Raw genomic sequence first — 18,801 nt, forward strand, 5'->3', positions numbered from 1 at the left:
GCCGCCTGGTACGTGATCGGCAGCGGACGGCGGGGCGGCATGGGCGCGCCCGAGACCGTCCCCTTCTCAGAGCGGCCCGCGGCCGAGGCTTTCATCGCCGAGCATGGCGGCACCGTAGTCGCCTTCGCCGATATTCCGGCCGACGCCGTTCTCGGCGAGGTCCCGGATAGCGACGATTCAGGGGTAAGCCACGAGCAGCACGATTCCCCCGCGCACCGGCATGCGGCGGGACACGACAAAGGACACGCCCGGCACGACACTCAGGAGGCCCACCAATGACGCACCAGCTGCTCGCCGGCCGGCGGCGGTTCTTGAGCATCGCCGCCGCAGCCACCGGTCTCGGCCTGTTTCGTCAGAGCTCAGGCGGCGCGGGAATCGAGTTCCAGACCTGGCAGGGCACGGCGCTCGGCGCCCGCGCCTCCATCAGGCTCGCGCACCCCGACCCGGAACGCGGCCGAAGCTTGATCCGGCAGGCCCTCGACGAGATCGAGCGCCTCGAGTGGGTCTTCAGTCTCTACCGTCCGGACTCGGCGGTTTCCCGCCTGAACCGCGATGGCGTTCTCCACGCTCCGCCGCTCGACCTGCTTCGTCTGCTGGCCGAGGCGCGGCGCTACGGCGAAATCACGGAGGGCGCGTTCGACATAACGGTGCAGCCGCTGTGGCGGCTCTATGCACAGCACTTCACGGGAACGAGCGCCGCGGCGGGCGGACCGAGTGCGGCCGCCATCGCCGAGACCCTGACGCGGGTCGACTTCAAGGCGGTTTCCTTCGACTCCGCCCGCGTCGCATTCGAGAAGCCGGGAATGGCGATCACTCTCAACGGCATCGCCCAGGGCTACATCACCGACCGGGTGGCGGACCTGTTTCGCCGAGAAGGCCTCGGCCACAGCTTGATCGATCTCGGAGAGCTGCGGGCACTGGACCGACACCCGGCGGGACGGCGCTGGTCCATCGGTCTCGAAGACCCGCGGCAGAGGGCGCAACTCTACGAAACGCTCGATCTGGAGCACGCGGCCCTGGCGACTTCGGCCGGCCACGGCTCCCGCTTCGATGATTCGGGGGGCCACCACCACCTTTTCGACCCTGCCAAAGGGCGCAGTTCCCACCGTTATCTCAGCCTGTCGGTAAGCGCGCCAACCGCGACCGAGGCCGACGCCCTTTCCACAGGCTTGTTCCATCTCGACCAGGACCGATTGGCTCGGCTGATCGAACAACGGCGCAACCTCGCGGTCACGGCGATGCTGGCCAACGGCGAAGTCCTGGAACTCTCGGCATGAGGGGCGCGATCGAAGCAGCGGATCCATAGCCCGAGGACGGACCGGAAAGCCCGAAGTTGGGTGCTGTGCGGACATTCCGAGCGCGGCGGCCGGCGATCCAATCTTCGCAAACCGCGGCCTTTTCCGCGAAGTCGCCTGTCAGGAAAAGACCGCCCTGCTTATTCGCACCGGACCCCAGTTCCCATTCAAAGACGAACTCGCCGGGCGCCTTGAGGCGCTCGACGATCGCCTTTGCCTCCGGCCCGCGAAAGGACGCCGCGTCGGTCTGATGAATGCTGCGCCCGACGCGCAGATAGCGCAGCGAGCCGGGGCGGTTGTCGAAGCCGATCCGCACGGACCACGCGGGCGAGGCGGACGGCGAGGCCTCGGCCAGGACGGCGGTGACGTGACCGCCGAGCGAGCGAACGTGGCACGACCGGAGGCCGGTCGCCGCATCGCGCAGCTTCTCGACCTGCCAGGTCATCGGCGCCGCCGCCTGAGCCGGGACCGCCATGGTCGCAACCGCCAGGACCAGGATCAGCGCGCTGCGGCGCATGCCCTAGGGCTTCACCGCCGTCACCTCGATCTCGATCTTCATGCGCGGGTCCTGGAGGCCAGCGGTGAACATGGTGGCGGCCGGCCGGACCGCGCCGAAGTACTTCTGCAGCACCGGCCAGCAGGGCTCGAAGTTGGCGGCGTCCGGCAGGATGTAGTGCACCCGCACCACGTCCTCGAAGCCGCAGCCGGCCTGCTCGAGCGCCCAGCCGATGTTCTTGAGGCACTGCTCGGCCTGCTCGGCGACGTCGTCCGAGATGGTCATGGTCGTATAGTCGAAGCCGGTCGTACCGGCGACGTAGACCGTGCTCCCGTGGACGACGGCGCGCGAATAGCCGATCTGCTGCTCGAAGGGCGAGCCCTGGGAGATGTTCCGGCGGGTCATGGTCTCCTCGCGTGTTCTCGTCAGTGGGGCTGCGCCACGCCCTCGAACAGGAAGGTCAGCGGCTTGGGCCCCTGGATCAGGTGGCCGGTCTCCAGGCGCTCGATCCGAAAGCCGCCGTCCCCGATCATGCGGTCGATCGGCCGGTTCATGTTGCAGCCGCCGGCGACGCGGCGCCAGAGCGGATTGAGCCGGTCCTGCCAGGCCGCGACGCGGGGGTCCGGCGCATGGCCATGCTCGATGAAGAGCAGCCGGCCGTCGGGCTTGAGCACCCGCCGGATCTCGGCCAGGGCCCGCGCGGCATCCGGGATGGTACAGAGCGTCCAGGTCGTGACCACGCAGTCGAAGTCTGACGTGTCGAAGGGCAGGGCCTCGGCACTGCCTTCATGCAGCGAAGTGGGGAAGGGGAAGCCGCTGGCTGCCTGGCGCGCGCGAGCCAGCAAAGGCGGCGATGGGTCGATGCCGAAAAGAGCCGTAACATCAGAGCTATAGAAAGGGAGGTTCAAGCCCGATCCGACGCCGATCTCGAGCACCCTGCCGCCGGCATGGGGCGCCACCCGCTGGCGCAATCGGGCGAGCTTCTGGTCCTTCATGCCGTGGTGCAGAAGGAAGGGAACGACGCGGTCCTGATAGAAGCCCATCGCCAACCCCGCTCAGGCTGCTTCGGCTCCATAATAGAGCGTCACCGTGTGGGTGGCTTCCGCAAAGAAGAGCCAGCGTTCGATCAGGACGCCGAGCATGCCCGAGGCCAGGGCCAGCAGGGTGAGCACAACCGACGGCCATCCGGCAAACATCTCGGCGACCAGTAGAAAGAAGATCGGCCCGGCAAGACCGAAAAGCAGCGCCAGCCGGCGCAGTTTGTCGGCGTGCTTGCGGGCGATCCGGAAACCCATTTCTTTCTGGAGATAGTTCTCCTCGGTATGGGGCGACTCGAACATCCGCACCTTGCCCAGGTGGCCCAGACCCGTGGCCGTTTCCGGGCTGCTGCGCGCGGCTTCACGGTCGACCGACCGCCAATGAGACCACTTCACCGCCCAGGCCAGAACCAGGAGCAGGCCCGCCAAGAGGCCCTGCCAGTCCGCGGTCCGACCGAACAGCGCGAGAATCGCGCAGAGCCAGAGCGCGCCCACAGCGACGGAGAAGAGCAGATAGCCCGGAACGGTGCAGCGATGGTGCCACTGTCGGATCGTCTTGAGGCTCGCATAGATCATCGCCGTACAGTAGACCGTCGCTGCCGCACCGAGCGCCGAGACGACACCGGCCCAGGCCCAGACACTGTCTAGGAATACCCATCCGGCGCCGAACAACGCCGCCGGCAAATAGGTGATGAGCGCCAGGACGCCCTCCCGGGACAGCCAGGACGAGCGCCACTGGCTAAAGGCGCGCCAAGCCCGTTCCGGGTGCCCGAGGTGAAAGGTCGAAGATAGGAGGCCGAGCGTGATCAAACCGAGACTTACCGCCATGGCGGCCAGGCCGAGCCATCGCTCGACCGGGATCAGTCCAGCAGGCACGAGAAGGCCGAGCAGGAACAGCAGTCCGTAGCCGGCGCCGGAGGACACAGTGAAGAAGATGACCGAGAACGCCGGATGCAAAGCTGCGCCCTCCCTAGCGCGACAGCGCCCGGTCAAGCCACCGCAGGAGCCGGTTCTCCGGTTCCGGCGCCGGGGAGGCTTCGGGGGCCCGGCCTGGGCTGGAGTCCGTCCGCGGACGCGGCGGCAGATACTTGTTGGTCGGCTTGTAGCCCAATTCCGGCATGAGGTCGTAGCCCTCGCGTTCCGCGACCAACCTGGAGACCTCGGAATTCGGATCGCTCAAATCACCATAGTGTCTCGCATTGGCGGGGCAGGTCGAGACACAGGCCGGCACGCGCTCTACCTCCTCGAGGTTCTGGTTGTAGATCCGATCAATGCAGAGCGTGCACTTCTTCATAACTCCCTGGTCGCTGTCGAACTCTCGCGCGCCGTAGGGGCAAGCCCAGGAGCAAAGTTTGCAACCGATGCACTTGTCCTCATCGACGAGGACGATGCCGTCCTCGGCCCGCTTGTAACTCGCACCTGTCGGGCAAACGGTCACGCAGGCCGCGTCCTCACAATGAAGGCATGACTTCGGGAAATGCACGGTCATGTTGGCCTGGTTGCCTTCGCATTCGACTTCGTAGCTGTGGATGCGATTGAACCAGACCCCGTCCTGCCCCTTGCCGTAGGGGTTCAGGTCGGTCAGCGGGGCCATGTGGCCGCCTGTGTTCCACTCCTTGCAGTTTACGGCGCAGGCGTGGCAGCCGACGCAGATGTCCAGGTCGATCACCAGGCCCAGCTTCTTGTTTGTCTTCTCGGGGAGCGACGTCATTCCGCCGGCTCCCGTTCCCGGCTTTGGCGGAAGCTCTCGCCGTAGCGCAGGATCTCCGGCGCCGGCGCGAGATTGGGCGGTCTCTGGGTCGGCTCGAATCGCGGCTCCATTTCGCCCTGTTCGTGATCGGCCGCCCGCTCGATCCTGACTCGCAGGTCGAACCAGGCCGCTTGTCCGGTCAGCGGATCCGAATTCGAATAGCGGTAACTCTCGCCGTCCGCCGGCAGCAGTTCCGAGATCAGGTAGTTCAGGAGGAAGCCGCGCGTCGCCTCCGAGGCCTCGGGGTCCAGGTTCCAGGCGCCCGGCCGCTTGCCGATGGCGTTCCAGGTCCAGACCGTGTCCCGGTTGACCCCGTCCATCAGCTTGGCCTGAACCTTGATCCGGCCGTTGTGGCTGGTGACCCAGACCCAGTCCCGGTCGGCGATGCCGAGCTCCTCGCCCCTTTTCCGGTTGATGTAGAGCCAGTTCTCGCCGGTGATCTGGCGCAACCAGGCGTTCTGCGAGCCCCAGGAATGGTACATCTGCATCGGCCGCTGCGTGATGGCATGCATCGGAAACTCGCCGCCATCGACCATGCCCTCCTCGAAGGGCGCATACCAGATTGGCAGGGGATCGGCGTACGTGGCGATTCGCGCGCGGTCCCGCTCCGGGGGCTGAATGACGCCGTGGCCTTGCCCCGCCAATTTGAATTTCTGCAGGGCTTCCGAGTAGATCTTCATCACGATCTGCTTTTTGTTGGTGATGAAGCCCATCTCGAAGGCCCAGTCCAGGTATCCCTGATTGGCGTAGCGGTGGTACCTGTGTTCCTCGGGGATCTCGTAAGTCCAGAACCCGCCGTTCTCGATGTAGCGGTCCAGCTGATCGGGGTTGGGTGCGCCGGTTCCTTGTTCGGACCCGTCCGCGCCGCGCCAGCCGGCCAGCGGTCCCAGACCCGGACGACGTTGATGATTCACGATGTAGTCGGCATAACCGCCGGGGTAGAGCGGGCTGCCGTCTTCCTTGACCATGCCCGGGAGGCCCAGGCGCGCGCCCAAGTCGAGCAGGACGGTCTGGAACGGCCGAACGTCGCGGTCCAGCTGGACCACGGGATGGCGGATCGCATCGGCCGCGGCATCGGCGTGGCTGATCGGCCGGTCCAGGAGCGAAATGCAGTCGTGGCGCTCGAGATAGGTGGTGTCCGGCAAAATCAGATCGGCGTAGGGCACCATCTCCGAGTAGAAGGCGTCGGAATAGATGATCCTAGGGATCCTGTAGTCGCCGGTTTCCGGATCCTTGTCGGTCAGCATCTCCATGGTCCGGGCCGTATTCATCGACGAATTCCAGGCCATGTTCGCCATGTAGAAGAACAGCGTGTCGATCGGGTAGGGATCGCCCTTCCAGGCGTTGTGAATCACCATGTGCATGAGGCCATGGGTGGCGAGCGGCGCCTCCCAGGAAAAGGCCTTGTCGATACGCTGGGGCTTGCCGTCCTCGTCGATCAGCAGCTCCTCGGGCGCCATTGGGAAGCCCAGGTGCGGACCGGCCAGGGGCGTGTTCGGCTTGACCTCCCGGTTCCGGCCGAAGGGTTTGGGAAGCGAGTAGAGTGCTTTCGGGTAGGGCGGCTTGTAGCGCATGCCGCCGGGCACATCGATCGTACCGAGAAGCAGCTGCAGGATGTGGATCGCCCGGCAGGTGTGAAATCCGTTGCTGTGGGCCGAGATGCCGCGCATGGCGTGCATGGCGACCGGCCTGCCGACCACCTTGTCGTGCCTGCGGCCGAAGCAGTCGGTCCACCGGATCGGGAGCTCGATGGCTTCTTCGAAGGCGACCCGCGCCAGCTCCGCCGCGATGCGCCGGATGGTTGCCGCCGGGACGCCGCAGGTCTCCGCGACCCTTTCCGGCGCGTAGGCCTCGTCCAGATAACGCTCCGCAAGGCGCTGGAAGCTGGGCACCGCCTTGCGTCCGTCGGGCAGGGTGACCCGGCCCGCCAGGATCGGCTTGGCAGCCACGGAATCCGACCGTGCGATCTCTTGCTTTTCCCCGTCCCAGCAGAAGGCCGTGCCGTCCTCGTCGCGGATGTACCAGCCATGGTCGTCCGCGCCCGGCTCGTCGATGATCAGCCAGTGCACGTTCGTGTAGCGGACAAGGTACTCCTCGTCGATGGCGCCTGCCTTCAGGAGCTCGTGGATCAGGGCCATGACCAGGAGGCCATCCGTCCCGGGCCGAATGCCGATCCACTCGTCGGCGATGGCCGAATAGCCCGTGCGCACCGGATTGACCGAGAGGAACTTTGCGCCCCGGGTCTTTAGCTTGCCGAGGCCCGTCTTGATGGGATTGGAGTCGTGGTCCTCGGCGACGCCGAACATGAGGAAGTACTTGGTGTGCTCCCAGTCCGGCTCGCCGAACTCCCAGAAGGCGCTGCCGATGGTGTAGAGGCCGCCGGCCGCCATGTTGACCGAGCAGAATCCGCCGTGAGCGGCGAAGTTGGGCGTGCCGAACTGCTGCGCCCACCAAGAGGTCAGGGACTGGCTCTGGTCGCGTCCCGTGAAGAATGCGAGCTTCTTAGGATCCGTCGCCCGGCAGCGGGCCAGCCACGCCACGGCCGTGTCGAGCGCCTCTTCCCACTCGATCTCCTCGAACTCGCCGGAGCCGCGCGGCCCGACCCGCTTCAGGGGCTTGGACAGCTTGGCCGGGGACTTGTAGTTCATGATCCCGGCGGAGCCCTTGGCGCAGAGCACGCCCTTGTTCACCGGGTGGTCGCGATTGCCCTCGATGTAGCGGATCTCGCCGTCCTGGAGGTGGACCTTGATGCCGCAGCGGCAGGCGCACATGTAGCAGGTCGTGCACTTCACCTCATCGCCGACTTTCGGCGAGGTCTCGACCCGCGGGTCGCCGTTCCCTACCTGCCTCTCACTCGTCATCCCCAACTCGACCCCTTTAGCACCCTGCGGCCGCAATCTAGACACTTACGGCCGGGCATGACAGGCCAGATCATGGGGGTGGTCCGCTTGTTCCCCAGACGTCGGCACCTTAGAATCGGGGCCCGGCCCGGTCACGGGCCAGTTGCAGGGATTGCTTGAGGCCAAGCATGCGGGACCTGATCTTCCCGGTCGATCACCACGGCGACGTGAGCCTGCAGGCGCAGCTCCGCCGTCACCTGGTCGACGCGATCCTGGACGGCCGGCTCGCCGCGGACGAGCCCCTGCCGTCATGCCGCCGCCTGGCCCAGTCGCTCGGGGTGTCGCGTAACACCGTGGTGCTGGCCTACCAGGCCCTGGCCGACGAGGGCTTCCTGATTTCGCGCGAGCGGATCGGCTATTTCGTCAATACCGAGCTGGTCGGCCGACCGGTCGAGGCCGGGCAGCCTCTGGCCGAGCCGGCGGGCGGGCGCGAGGCCGTGGACTGGTGGCCGAGGCTGCGCTTCCGGCCGTCGGAGCAGCTCCAGATCACCAAGCCCAAGAACTGGCAGCGCTATCCCTATCCCTTCATTTACGGCCAGGCCGATCCCAGCCTCTTCCCGACGGCGGCCTGGCGCATCTGCTCGCGTCAGGCGCTGGGCGTGCAGTCGATCAAGAGCTGGGCCGACGACAGCTTCGACGAGGACGATCCGCTGCTGGTCGAGGAGGTCCGCACCCGGGTGCTGCCGCGCCGCGGCATCAAGGCGGCGCCCGACGAGATCCTGATCACCATGGGCGCGCAAAACGCGCTCTACCTGATCGCGCAGCTCCTGGCCGGACCCGACTTCGTGCTCGGCGTCGAGAACCCGGGCTACGTCGACGTGCGGCACATCTTCACCATGGCCGGCGCGCGCCTGAAGCCGATCACGGTCGACGGCGAGGGCCTGACGGTCGGCCGCGAGCTCGAGCGCTGCGACGCGGTCTACGTGACGCCCAGCCACCAGTCGCCGACCACCGTGACCCTGCCGTTGGAGCGCCGTGTCTCACTGCTCGACCAGGCGGCCAGGCAGGACTTCTTCGTGATCGAGGACGACTACGAGGCCGAGACCAACTTCGTAAGCAAGCCAACGACAGCGCTGAAGTCGATGGACATGGCGGGCAACGTGATCTACGTCGGCTCCTTCTCCAAGCATCTGGCGCCGGGCCTGCGCACCGGCTACCTTGTCGCCTCGGCGGACCTGATCCGCGAGCTGCGCGCCCTGCGCCGCATGCTGCTGCGGCACCCGCCGACCAACAATCAGCGCACCGTGGCGCTCTTCATCGCCGGCGGCTACTACGACGCCCTGGTCCAGCGCCTGCAGCGGACCTACCACGACCGCTGGGAGGCCATGGGAGCGGCCCTGGCGCGCTACCTGCCGGACAGCGCGACCACGCCCTCCTTCGGCGGCACCTCGTTCTGGGTGCGCGGTCCGGAGAGCCTGGACAGCGACGTGCTGGCGCGCCAGGCGCTCGGCGAGGGTATCGTGATCGAGCCGGGCAGCGTCTTCTTTCACGCGCCCAAGCCGCCGCGCAACTACTTCCGCCTGGGCTTCTCTTCGATCGCCTCGGAGCGGATCGCCCCCGGCATCGAGAAGCTGGCCGGCCTGATCCGGGACGATCGGTGACGATTCAGCCGCGGTCGGCGATCGCCTGATAGGGCCGCGGCGCCGCGCCCTCGTAGAGCAGGAGCGGGCGGATCAGCACGTTGTTCTCGAGCTGCTCCAGGACCTGAAGGGTCCAGCCGGGCACCCGGCCGATCGCGAAGATCGGCACGAAGAGGTCCTCCGGAATGCCGTAGAGCGTGTAGGCGGCGCCGGAGTAGAAGTCCACGTTGACGTGGATCCCCTGAGGCGCGTAGCGCTTCATCGCCTTGGCGACCGCCTCGAGTATCTCGTACCACTGCTGCTGGCCGGTCTCCTCGGACAACCGCTTCACGCCGTCGCGGATATGGCGTGCGCGCGGGTCCTCGACCCGGTAGACCCGGTGTCCGAAGCCGGTGACCGGCTCGCGCTTCTCCCGCTTCCGGATCACGTAGTCCTCGGCCCCGGAGGGCTCGCCGATCTCCTTGGCCATCCGCATGACGTCCTCGGCCGCGCCGCCGTGGGCCGGACCGGAAAGGGCGGCGATCGCCGCCGTGACCGCGGCGTGGATGTTGGCGTTGGTGCCGGTCACCACCCGCGCCGTGAAGGAGGATGCGTTGCAGCCGTGCTCGGCGTGGAGCACGAAGTCCGTGTCGAGCAGGCGCGCAGCGTCGGCGCTCGGCCTCTCGCCGGTCATCATGTAAAGGAAGTTGGCGGCGTGGCCGAGATCCGTACTGGGCGGCACCGGCTCGCGCCCGTTCCGGATATGCTCGTGGGCGGTCACGATCATCGGCACCTGGGAAGTCAGGCGAAGGCCCTTGTGGAGTGCGGCCTGGGGGCTGGTGTCCGCGACGTCGGGGTCGAAGGCGGCCAGGGCGGAAACGGCCGTGCGGAGGACGTCCATCGGATGGCCGTCCTTGATCGTGCGGATCAGGTCGTAGATCGGCGCGGGCAGCTTTCGATGCGCCTTGAGCTCGGAGTCAAAGGCGGCCAAGGCCTTCGCCGTCGGCAGTTCCCCGTAGATCAGCAGAAAGGACGTCTCCTCGAAGGTCGAGTGCTCGGCGATCTCGTGGATCGAGTAGCCCCGATACCGCAGCTCGCCGGCCGCGCCGTCGATGAAGGTCGCCTGGGATGTGTCGACGTAGACTCCCTTGAGGCCGCGGTGAATGGTCACCGCTTCGCTATCTTCGGCCATGCTCTGTGTCTCCGGAAAAAACGGCAGTGAAATATCGGCGCGCCGAGGCGGCGCATGCTGTCAAAGAGCCCGGACCTTGGCAAGCCGCCGGGACCCGGGCGCGGGTTTCCCCTTGCCGCGGCCGTCGCTCTATCGTTCCCTGGTCTTCCGCCCGCCACCCTGTCCGAGGATGACTGCCGTGACCGCCTTCGATGCCCGACTGATCGCCCGGCCCCGGTCGGACCGAGCCTACGACGCGGCGCTGTCGGCCATCCTCGATGCCGAGGGTTACGAAGCGGCGCGGCGCGAGATCGCGTCCTGGCCGGGCTACGCCCCGACGCCTCTGCGGTCTCTGCCGGGCCTCGCCCGGGAGGCCGGACTGGGCGCCGTCTGGTACAAGGACGAGGCCGAGCGCTTCGGGCTGAACAGCTTCAAGGCCCTGGGCGGCGCCTACGCCGTGCGGCGCCTCGTGGGGAACCGCGGGTCGGACATCACGGTCTGCACCGCGACCGACGGCAACCACGGTCGCTCCGTCGCCTGGGGCGCCCGGACCTGCGGCTGCCGCGCCATGATCTACATCCACGCGACGGTCAGCGAGGGCCGGAAGCAGGCCATGGAGGCCTTCGGCGCCGAGGTCCGCCGGGTCGCGGGCAACTACGACGATTCCGTGCGCCAGGCGGCCGCCGACGCGGTGGCGAACGGCTGGTTCGTGGTCTCGGATACCTCCTACGAAGGCTACCGCGAGATTCCGAGAGACGTGATGCATGGCTACGCCGTGATGGCCGAGGAGGCGATCGCTCAGCTGCCCGCGGCGCCGACCCACGTCTTCGTGCAGGGCGGCGTCGGCGGGCTGGCGGCGGCGATCCTGGTCCCCTTCTGGTGGCGCCACGGTCCGACACGGCCGCGCTTCGTCGTGGTCGAGCCCGAGACGGCCGCCTGCCTCTACGCCAGCGCCGAGGCCGGCCGGCCAGCCGTTGTCCCGGGCGACCTGGATACGGTCATGGCCGGTCTCGCCGCGGGGGAGGTCTCGCAGCTGGCCTGGGAGATCCTGGAGGCCGGGGCCGACGGCTTCATGACGGTGAACGACGAGTCGGCCCGCTTCCTGATGCGCCGTCTGGCCGAAGGCCAGGATGGCGACCCGCCGATCGTCGCCGGGGAGTCGGCCGTGGCTGGTCTCGCTGGCGCCCTTGCGGCCCGCCAGGATCCGGCCATGCGCGACGACCTCGGCCTCGGATCCGACAGCAAGCTCCTGGTTTTCGGCACCGAGGGCGCGACCGATCCGGCGCTCTACGAGGCGATCGTCGGCCGTCCGGCCGAGGCGGTGGCAAGCGCCTGACGCCCTGCGGTGCCAGGTCCTGGTATGAAGGTTTTTCGGGTTCTGGCTCTATGATGGGAGGGCCAGTTGGGCCAGTCTGAGTGGAGAACAGAGCCACGCGTCCGCCGCCGCCAGACGGGCGGCGTTTGTCGCGCGTGTGATGGCCTAGTTTGCACCGAACACCAAGGAAGGGCGCGTTCAGATGAAAATGACCACCGAAGAGGCCTTCGTGAAGGTCCTCCAGATGCACGGGATCGAGCATGCCTTCGGCATCATCGGATCCGCCTTCATGCCGATCTCCGATCTCTTCCCCAAGGCCGGGATCACCTTCTGGGACGTCGCCCACGAGACCAACGGCGGTCTCATCTGCGACGGCTACACACGGGCTACCGGCAAGATCGCCATGGCGATCGCCCAGAACGGCCCGGGCGTTACCGGCTTCGTGACTCCGATCAAGACCGCCTACTGGAACCACACGCCCATGCTGCTGGTCACGCCCCAGGCGGCCAACAAGACCATCGGCCAGGGCGGCTTCCAAGAGGTCGAGCAGATGGCCCTGTTCAAGGACATGGTCTGCTACCAGGAAGAGGTGCGCGATCCGGCCCGGATCGCAGAGGTGCTCAACCGGGTGATCGAGAAGGCGATCCGCGGCTCCGCTCCCGCTCAGATCAACGTGCCGCGAGACTATTGGACCCAGGTGATCGACATCGAGTTGCCGCCCATCGTCCGTCTCGAGCGGCCGGCAGGCGGCGCGCAGGCGGTGGCGAAGGCCGCCGAGCTGCTGTCCGAGGCCAAGTTTCCGGTCATCCTCTCGGGCGCCGGCGTCGTCATCGGCAACGCCATTCCCGAGACCAAGGCTCTGGCCGAGCGGCTCGACGCCCCGGTCTGCAGCGGCTATCAGCACAACGACAGCTTCCCGGGCAGCCACCCCATGGCGGTTGGGCCGCTCGGCTACAACGGCTCCAAGGCGGCCATGGAGTTGATCGCCAAGGCCGACGTTGTCCTCGCGCTGGGCACCCGGCTCAATCCCTTCTCGACGCTGCCGGGCTACGGCATCGATTACTGGCCCAAGAACGCGTCCATCATCCAAGTCGACATGAACTCCGACCGCATCGGCCTGACCAAGAAGGTCACGGTCGGCATCTGCGGCGACGCCAAGCTGGTCGCCAGGCAGATCCTCGAGCAGCTGGCCCCGACGGCCGGCGACGCCAGCCGCGAGGAGCGCAAGGCCACGATCCATCAGACCAAGTCGGCCTGGCTGCAGACGCTCTCCAGCATGGACCACGAGGACGACGATCCCGGCACCACCTGGAACGTCGAGGCGCGCGACCGCGATGCCGATCTCATGTCGCCCCGCCAGGCCTGGCGGGCGATCCAGGCCGGCCTGCCGAAGGACGCGATCATCTCGACCGACATCGGCAACAACTGCGCTATCGGCAACGCCTATCCGACTTTCGAGGAGGGTCGGAAGTACCTGGCGCCGGGCCTCTTCGGTCCCTGCGGCTACGGCTTCCCCTCAATCATCGGCGCCAAGATCGGCTGTCCCGACACGCCCGTCGTGGGCTTCGCCGGCGACGGCGCCTTCGGCATCTCGATGAACGAGATGACCTCGGTTGGTCGCGAGGAGTGGCCGGCGATCACCATGGTAATCTTCCGCAACTATCAGTGGGGCGCCGAGAAGCGCAACTCGATCCTCTGGTATAGCAACAACTTCGTCGGTACCGAGCTCGACCCCAACTTGAGCTACGCCAAGGTGGCCGAGGGTTGCGGCCTCAAGGGCGTCACGGTCAGGACCCAGACCGAGCTGACCGGCGCACTCGAGCAGGCCTGCAAGGCGCAGAAGGACGGCGTGACGACCTTCATCGAGGTCCTGCTCAACCAGGAGCTCGGCGAGCCCTTCCGGCGCGACGCCATGAAGGCGCCGGTTGAAGTTGCCGGCATCAATCGCGACGACATGCGCCCGCAGCAGGGCATCTGACCGTTCCAGGGAGCCGAAGGGGCGGGTCGCCTGTGCTGCGGCCCGCCCCGATCTTTTCTGGAAGGCTCAGCGACCGCCGGCCATCTTGAGGGCGCGGGTTGGACTGAGTAGTCTGCGCGCCGGAATTCATCGGGGAGATCAATATGACCAAGGTTGCGTTCATCGGGCTCGGCGTTATGGGCTATCCCATGGCCGGCCATCTCAAGGCCGGCGGACACGACGTCACCGTCTACAACCGGACCACGGCTAAGGCGGAGGCCTGGGTCGAGCAGCACGGCGGCGCGATGGCAACCACTCCCAGGGCGGCCGTCGAGGGCGCGGAGATCGTCTTCTCCTGCGTCGGCAACGACGACGACCTGCGCAGCGTGACGCTCGGCGACGACGGTATCTTCGCGGGTCTCGCCTCGGGCGCCATCTACGTCGACAACACCACGGCCTCGGCCAATGTCGCGCGCGAGCTCTACGCGGCCGGCAAGGAAAAGGGCATCGCTTGTATCGACGCCCCCGTCTCTGGCGGCCAGGCTGGCGCCGAGAACGGCCAGCTCACGGTCATGTGCGGCGGCGACCAGGCGGCTTTCGACAAGGCTGCGCCGGTCGCCGACTGCTACGCCAAGGCGGTTACACTGATGGGCGCGCCGGGCGCCGGGCAGCTGACCAAGATGGTCAACCAGATCTGCATCGCCGGGCTGGTCCAGGGTCTCTCCGAGGGCATGAATTTCGGCATGAGGGCCGGCCTGGACATGGAGAAGGTGCTCGCTGTCATCGGCAAGGGCGCGGCCCAGTCCTGGCAGATGGACAACCGGGGCTCGACCATGTGCAAGGGCGAGTTCGATTTCGGCTTCGCGGTCGACTGGATGCGCAAGGACCTCTCGATCTGCTTCGAGGAGGCCCGCGGTAACGGCGCACGCCTGCCCGTGGCCGCCCTGGTCGACCAGTTCTATGCCCAGGTCCAGGCGCGTGGCGGCAAGCGCTGGGACACCTCGAGTCTGATGCACCTGCTGGCCAACGACTAAGCCAAGCCGCAACGGCGGCCCCTTGAGGGGCCGCCGCGCAAGGCTGGTTGGCTGTGGACCTTACGGGCCGATCGGGTTGGTCATGGCCAAGTTGTTGATGATGGGGTCCTCACCGAAACCGCAAGAAGGATGCTGGAAGGTATTGGGCTCCGGCGGATTGTTGAGAATAAGGTTGTCGTTCACGCCGCCGTCACCGACACCGCCCGGAATATTATCCAGTAAGAGTGCGTCCCGCACCCGCCAGGCAATGATGTGGTCGGCGCACGACGTGTCGCCACTGACGCCGATCGCGCCGACGAGATTGCCGTCCGCGTCGTAGAGCGCAAGCCCGCCACCGAAGACGTTGACTCCGCCGACTCGCTTGCCCTCCAGAGGATCGTCCTTGGTGCCATAGTCCTCGAAGTCACCCTTGTAGGCCCTCTTGGGGTCTACCGGATTGCTGAACTGCAGACCGAAAAGGCTGCCGCCCGGCTGTACGAGCCCGTAGAGGTTGCCGGTGGCCAGCGCCCGTCCCACGGTCGGGAGGTTCGGATAGTTGCCTTCCAGGCTGAAGGAGTAGGCGGTGTTGGCCTTCTGCGCCGAGATCACGCGGCTGCCGGGCCACTGATCGCCCAGGGGACCGGTGCGCGCGACCGCGCAGACCTCGCCCTCGTCATCCACGACCGTACCCCACATATCATTGCCCAGGCCGCCGTTGGCGAGCGACCCGGTCACGGCGCTAAGCTCGGATTGCAGGTCGCCGTGAGAAACGGGACAGCCGCCGCCGTCGGCAAAGGCCGGCGTGGCCGCAACAGCCACAGCGCCCATGGCCGCAGCGGCCAGAGCATTCGATAGGAATGATCTGCTCATAATCGGTCTCCAAAAGAATGATTGAAGATGTGTCGCCCCCCAAGGTCGCTCAGAAATGGCCAGCGATCCTGGCCGCGCGACAGAGCTACGATATTCGAGAGTTCGCGTTTCAGGTGTGGCAATTGCCACAACGAAACCGCAGACGTCAGGGTGCCTGGTTCCAATGAAGCACGGACCTTGGGGGCGCAGAGACCGTTTTCTACGAGGGATTGGGCCTGAAAAGCAAAGTTCCCGTGGCTGAGAACTTTGCTTTTCTCGGGCTGAGAGGCCTTGAATGTCCTACCGGCTTTGGTTCGAACAACTGGAGTATTTCACTTATTACGAGTATCAAGTCGTGGAGCGTTAGTCGCGCTCGTCGTCGTCATGATCATCGTCGTCACGGTGATGACGCCTGCGGTCGCTCTTGTCGATCACGCCATCTTCGTTGCGGTCCATGCGCGCGAAGGCTCGCGACACCTTCTTGTCCATTTCCTCCGCCGTGATCTGACCGTCACCGTCGGAGTCCAAATCCTGGAAGCGGTCGACGATCCGCTCGCGCATGAAGTCGACCCAGAGCTCCTCGAACTCGGCAAGGTTCAAGCTGCCGTCGCCGTCGTCATCAAACTCGCGGAGCTTCTCCTGCCGGACCTGGTCGATCTCGGCCCGGCTGATCTTGCCATCCCCGTCGACGTCGAAGCGATCCATCATCATGGCGCGGAGCCCGCCGCCGTGGCGTCCCTTGCCGTGATGGCTCTTGCCGCCGTGGTAGCCGTATTCACTATGGTAGCTCCGGTGCGCCTGGGTGGTGGTGGCGACGGCGGCGATACCCACCAGGGCGATGGCGCCGACGGCCACGGCGATCTTGGCATGTCGTTTCATCTAAGAACCTCCTGAGTTCCTGCGATTGCCGTTGCCCAATGAGGTAGGGCGGGGATGTCGCAGGAGTTTGTCGAGGGGACCCTCTGATTGTCGCGATCCATGCTAGGGCCCGACATCGATACATTTGGTTACACTTTTTCCTGCGGCCCCCGATCCCCGAAAGCTATCTTCAGACCATGGAAACGACCCCGCACGTCCTGGTCGTGGACGATCACCGCGACATCCGCGAGCCTTTGGCCAAGTACCTGGCCAAGAACGGCCTCAGGGTCAGCCTGGCGGCCGGCGGCCAGGAGATGCGCAAGGTGCTCAAGGCCGGCGCGATCGACCTCGTGGTGCTCGACATCATGATGCCCGGCGAGGACGGTCTCGCCCTATGCCGCCACCTGCGGGAGACCACCGATATCCCGGTCATCCTTCTGACCGCCATGGCCGAAGAGACCGACCGGATCGTCGGCCTGGAGATCGGCGCCGACGACTACGTCACCAAGCCCTTCAACCCGCGCGAGCTGCTCGCCAGGATCAAGGCGGTCCTGCGCCGCGCCCAGGCCCTGCCGGCGCCGCCGCGCGACGCGGAGGAGGGCGGACTGCTTCGCTTCGACCGCTGGACGCTCGACCTCAACCGGCGAGAAATCGCGGCCGAGGACGGGGTGGCGGTGCCGCTCAGCACCGCGGAGTTCCGCCTGCTGCTCACCTTCCTTCGCCGGCCCAGGATGGTCCTCAGCCGCGATCAGTTGCTCGACCTGACCAGCGGGCGTGCGGCGCAGGTCTTCGACCGTGCGATCGACAACCAGGTGAGCCGCCTCCGCAAGAAGATCGAGCGCGACCCGAAGAACCCGGCCCTGATCAAGACCGTCTGGGGCGGCGGCTACGTCTTCGCCGCCGAGGTGACGGAGGTGGCGTGAAGCGCCTCCTGCCGAAGAGCTTGAGCGGGCAGCTGATTGCCCTCTTGCTTGCCGGTCTCTTTCTGACCCAGCTCGTGGCCTTTCTGATCTTTGCGGACGAACGCCGCCAAGCCATAAGCGGTGCACTGCAATTCGGCCTTGTGGAGCGGACGGCCGCGGTCGTGCGCCTGATCGAAGACAGGCCGCCCGAGCGTCGCGATCGCATGCTCCGTGCCGCAAGTTCGCGGCGCGTTCAGTTCTGGGTAACGCCGGAGAGCGTGCTCGAAGACTCGGGCCGCGGTTGGCGCACTCGATGGATCACCGACAACTTCAAGCAGGTTCTGCCCGACTACGCGAGCAACTCGGTACGCGTCCAGTTCCTCGGCGAACGCCACTACGACCGACTTCGGCACAGATCCCGCGACGACGAACACGAAGACTACGACGATCGCGAAGACTACGACGAAGACGACGATGACGGTTGGCGCGGCGGCCATCGCCATGACCGCAGCCTCGCCATTTCGCTCCGTCTGCCCGACGGCGACTGGCTCAACGTGGTGACCAGGCTTCGCCCGCGGGCCATACGCTGGGCCTGGCCGAGCATACTCTCCATGGCGCTGATGGCCGGCGTTATCCTTGTCGTCGTGATTCTCATGCTGCGGCGGATAACCCGTCCGCTGACCGCGCTGTCCCTGGCCGCCGAACGCCTCGGCCGCGGCGAGTCGGTGGATCCCCTGCCGGAGACCGGCCCCCGCGAGATCCGGCAGTCCACTCTTGCCTTCAACCAGATGCAGGAACGGCTGTCCCGCTTCATCCGGGACCGCACCACGCTGCTGGCGGCGATCAGCCACGACCTGCGCACGCCGATCACCTCGTTGCGCCTGCGGGCCGAGCTGGTGGACGACCCGGAGACGCGGGACAAGCTCCTGGAGACCCTCGAGGAGATGCAGCGCATGACCGAGGCGACCCTGGCCTTCGCCCGCGAGGAGGTCTCGCAGGAGGCGACCCGGCCGGTCGACCTGGCCGCTCTCGTCGAGAGCCTCTGCGCCGACTTCGCCGAGATGGGCAAGCCCGTCACCTTCTCGGGCGCAGACAAGACGCCCTTTGCCTGCCGCCCGACCGGCCTGAAGCGCGCGCTCCGGAACCTGATCGAGAACGCCTTCACCTACGGTGAGCGGGCAGGGGTCTCGCTCGAGACGGCGGCCGACGGCCACAGGATCCGGATCGAGGACAATGGGCCAGGGATCCCGGAGGCCGAGTTCGAACGGGTCTTCGCGCCCTTCGTTCGCCTCGAGGAATCGCGCAGCCGCGAGACCGGCGGCATCGGACTGGGACTGGCCATCGCCCGCTCCATCGTCCGCGCCCATGGCGGCGAACTCACCCTGGAGAACCGCCCGGAAGGCGGCCTGCGCGTTACCGTGTTTCTGCCGAGAGGCTAGTCGTCGTAACGATTCGCGTCTCTACCAGAGCGTGCTGTCTTGCGCTCACGCGCCGTTTTTCTTGGCCGCTTGCCAGGCCTCTTCCATTGCGTCGAGCGAGACCCCGTTCAGGCCGTCTGGAAAGGCGGCTTCGACCTGGCGAAAGCGCCGTTCGAATTTCCCGTTGGCGCGGCGCAGGGCGGCTTCCGGATCGATGCCCAGATGACGGGCCAGGTTGGCCGCGACGAAGAGCAGGTCGCCGAGTTCGTCCTCTAACCGGT

At 66.7% G+C, this 18,801-nt stretch carries 18 protein-coding genes; 8 read left to right on the top strand and 10 right to left on the bottom strand.

Annotation, left to right across the window (positions count from 1 at the left end):
- Together QNJ67_20345 and QNJ67_20350 are read left to right on the top strand one after the other, a co-directional pair.
- Nucleotides 1-279 (top strand): nitrous oxide reductase accessory protein NosL (locus QNJ67_20345; protein MDJ0611336.1); only part of this gene is annotated, 279 nt, incomplete at its 5' end.
- The gene (locus tag QNJ67_20350; protein ID MDJ0611337.1) at nt 276-1,277 is read left to right on the top strand and encodes an FAD:protein FMN transferase; all 1,002 of its coding nucleotides are present in this window, start codon (nt 276-278) and stop codon (nt 1,275-1,277) included. The genes QNJ67_20345 and QNJ67_20350, both read left to right, overlap by 4 nt.
- Here QNJ67_20350 and QNJ67_20355 read toward each other — a convergent pair.
- From QNJ67_20355 to QNJ67_20380, 6 genes are all read right to left on the bottom strand, one after another.
- Complete coding sequence (locus QNJ67_20355) at nt 1,231-1,740, bottom strand: hypothetical protein (protein ID MDJ0611338.1); 510 nt, start codon at nt 1,738-1,740, stop codon at nt 1,231-1,233. The genes QNJ67_20350 and QNJ67_20355 overlap by 47 nt on opposite strands.
- Nucleotides 1,741-1,815: 75 nt before the next feature.
- A complete protein-coding gene (locus QNJ67_20360; protein ID MDJ0611339.1) occupies nt 1,816-2,196 on the bottom strand; it encodes a RidA family protein in 381 nt (126 codons plus the stop codon).
- A 20-nt stretch (nt 2,197-2,216) separates the two neighbouring features.
- Nucleotides 2,217-2,834 carry a methyltransferase domain-containing protein gene (locus QNJ67_20365; protein ID MDJ0611340.1) on the bottom strand — a complete coding sequence of 206 codons (618 nt, stop codon included), beginning with the start codon at nt 2,832-2,834 and terminating at the stop codon, nt 2,217-2,219.
- Nucleotides 2,835-2,846: 12 nt separating this feature from the next.
- On the bottom strand, nt 2,847-3,785 hold the full coding sequence (locus tag QNJ67_20370; GenBank protein MDJ0611341.1) for a dimethyl sulfoxide reductase anchor subunit: 939 nt from the start codon (nt 3,783-3,785) through the stop codon (nt 2,847-2,849).
- A 13-nt stretch (nt 3,786-3,798) separates the two neighbouring features.
- A complete protein-coding gene (locus tag QNJ67_20375) occupies nt 3,799-4,539 on the bottom strand; it encodes a 4Fe-4S dicluster domain-containing protein (protein MDJ0611342.1) in 741 nt (246 codons plus the stop codon).
- The gene (locus QNJ67_20380) at nt 4,536-7,439 is read right to left on the bottom strand and encodes a molybdopterin oxidoreductase family protein (GenBank protein ID MDJ0611343.1); all 2,904 of its coding nucleotides are present in this window, start codon (nt 7,437-7,439) and stop codon (nt 4,536-4,538) included. The genes QNJ67_20375 and QNJ67_20380 overlap by 4 nt, the downstream gene beginning before the upstream one ends.
- Before the next feature lie 167 nt (nt 7,440-7,606).
- Here QNJ67_20380 and QNJ67_20385 point away from each other — a divergent pair, with 167 nt between their 5' ends.
- Nucleotides 7,607-9,079 (top strand): PLP-dependent aminotransferase family protein, encoded by a 1,473-nt coding sequence (locus tag QNJ67_20385; GenBank protein ID MDJ0611344.1) that lies wholly within the window; start codon nt 7,607-7,609, stop codon nt 9,077-9,079.
- A 4-nt stretch (nt 9,080-9,083) separates the two neighbouring features.
- Here the strand turns inward: QNJ67_20385 and QNJ67_20390 are convergent, their stop codons facing one another.
- Nucleotides 9,084-10,229, bottom strand: a complete 1,146-nt coding sequence (locus QNJ67_20390) for a citrate/2-methylcitrate synthase (GenBank protein MDJ0611345.1) — start codon at nt 10,227-10,229, stop codon at nt 9,084-9,086.
- Nucleotides 10,230-10,407: 178 nt separating this feature from the next.
- Between QNJ67_20390 and QNJ67_20395 the strand changes: the two genes are divergently transcribed.
- From QNJ67_20395 to QNJ67_20405, 3 genes are all read left to right on the top strand, one after another.
- Nucleotides 10,408-11,544 carry a diaminopropionate ammonia-lyase gene (locus QNJ67_20395; protein ID MDJ0611346.1) on the top strand — a complete coding sequence of 379 codons (1,137 nt, stop codon included), beginning with the start codon at nt 10,408-10,410 and terminating at the stop codon, nt 11,542-11,544.
- Between the two features lie 181 nt (nt 11,545-11,725).
- Nucleotides 11,726-13,501: a sulfoacetaldehyde acetyltransferase gene (gene xsc / locus QNJ67_20400; GenBank protein ID MDJ0611347.1), complete on the top strand. Its 1,776-nt coding sequence runs from the start codon at nt 11,726-11,728 to the stop codon at nt 13,499-13,501.
- A gap of 137 nt (nt 13,502-13,638) precedes the next feature.
- Nucleotides 13,639-14,514: an NAD(P)-dependent oxidoreductase gene (locus QNJ67_20405; protein ID MDJ0611348.1), complete on the top strand. Its 876-nt coding sequence runs from the start codon at nt 13,639-13,641 to the stop codon at nt 14,512-14,514.
- 60 nt (nt 14,515-14,574) lie between these two features.
- Here the strand turns inward: QNJ67_20405 and QNJ67_20410 are convergent, their stop codons facing one another.
- Both QNJ67_20410 and QNJ67_20415 read right to left on the bottom strand, forming a co-directional pair.
- Complete coding sequence (locus QNJ67_20410; protein ID MDJ0611349.1) at nt 14,575-15,363, bottom strand: heme-binding protein; 789 nt, start codon at nt 15,361-15,363, stop codon at nt 14,575-14,577.
- Nucleotides 15,364-15,705: 342 nt separating this feature from the next.
- Nucleotides 15,706-16,221, bottom strand: a complete 516-nt coding sequence (locus QNJ67_20415; GenBank protein ID MDJ0611350.1) for an EF-hand domain-containing protein — start codon at nt 16,219-16,221, stop codon at nt 15,706-15,708.
- Nucleotides 16,222-16,397: 176 nt separating this feature from the next.
- On the opposite strand from QNJ67_20415, the gene QNJ67_20420 reads away from it, so the two are divergent.
- Nucleotides 16,398-17,123, top strand: coding sequence for a response regulator (locus QNJ67_20420; protein MDJ0611351.1), 726 nt, complete (start codon nt 16,398-16,400; stop codon nt 17,121-17,123).
- Nucleotides 17,120-18,541, top strand: a complete 1,422-nt coding sequence (locus tag QNJ67_20425) for an ATP-binding protein (GenBank protein ID MDJ0611352.1) — start codon at nt 17,120-17,122, stop codon at nt 18,539-18,541. Before QNJ67_20420 ends, QNJ67_20425 begins: the two co-directional genes overlap by 4 nt.
- A 45-nt stretch (nt 18,542-18,586) precedes the next feature.
- On the opposite strand, the gene QNJ67_20430 is transcribed toward QNJ67_20425, so the two are convergent.
- A partial coding sequence (locus tag QNJ67_20430; GenBank protein MDJ0611353.1) for a MazG nucleotide pyrophosphohydrolase domain-containing protein occupies nt 18,587-18,801 on the bottom strand: 215 nt, incomplete at its 5' end.

Source organism: Kiloniellales bacterium (assembly GCA_030064845.1).
Classification (GTDB): Bacteria; Pseudomonadota; Alphaproteobacteria; order Kiloniellales; family JAKSDN01; genus JASJEC01.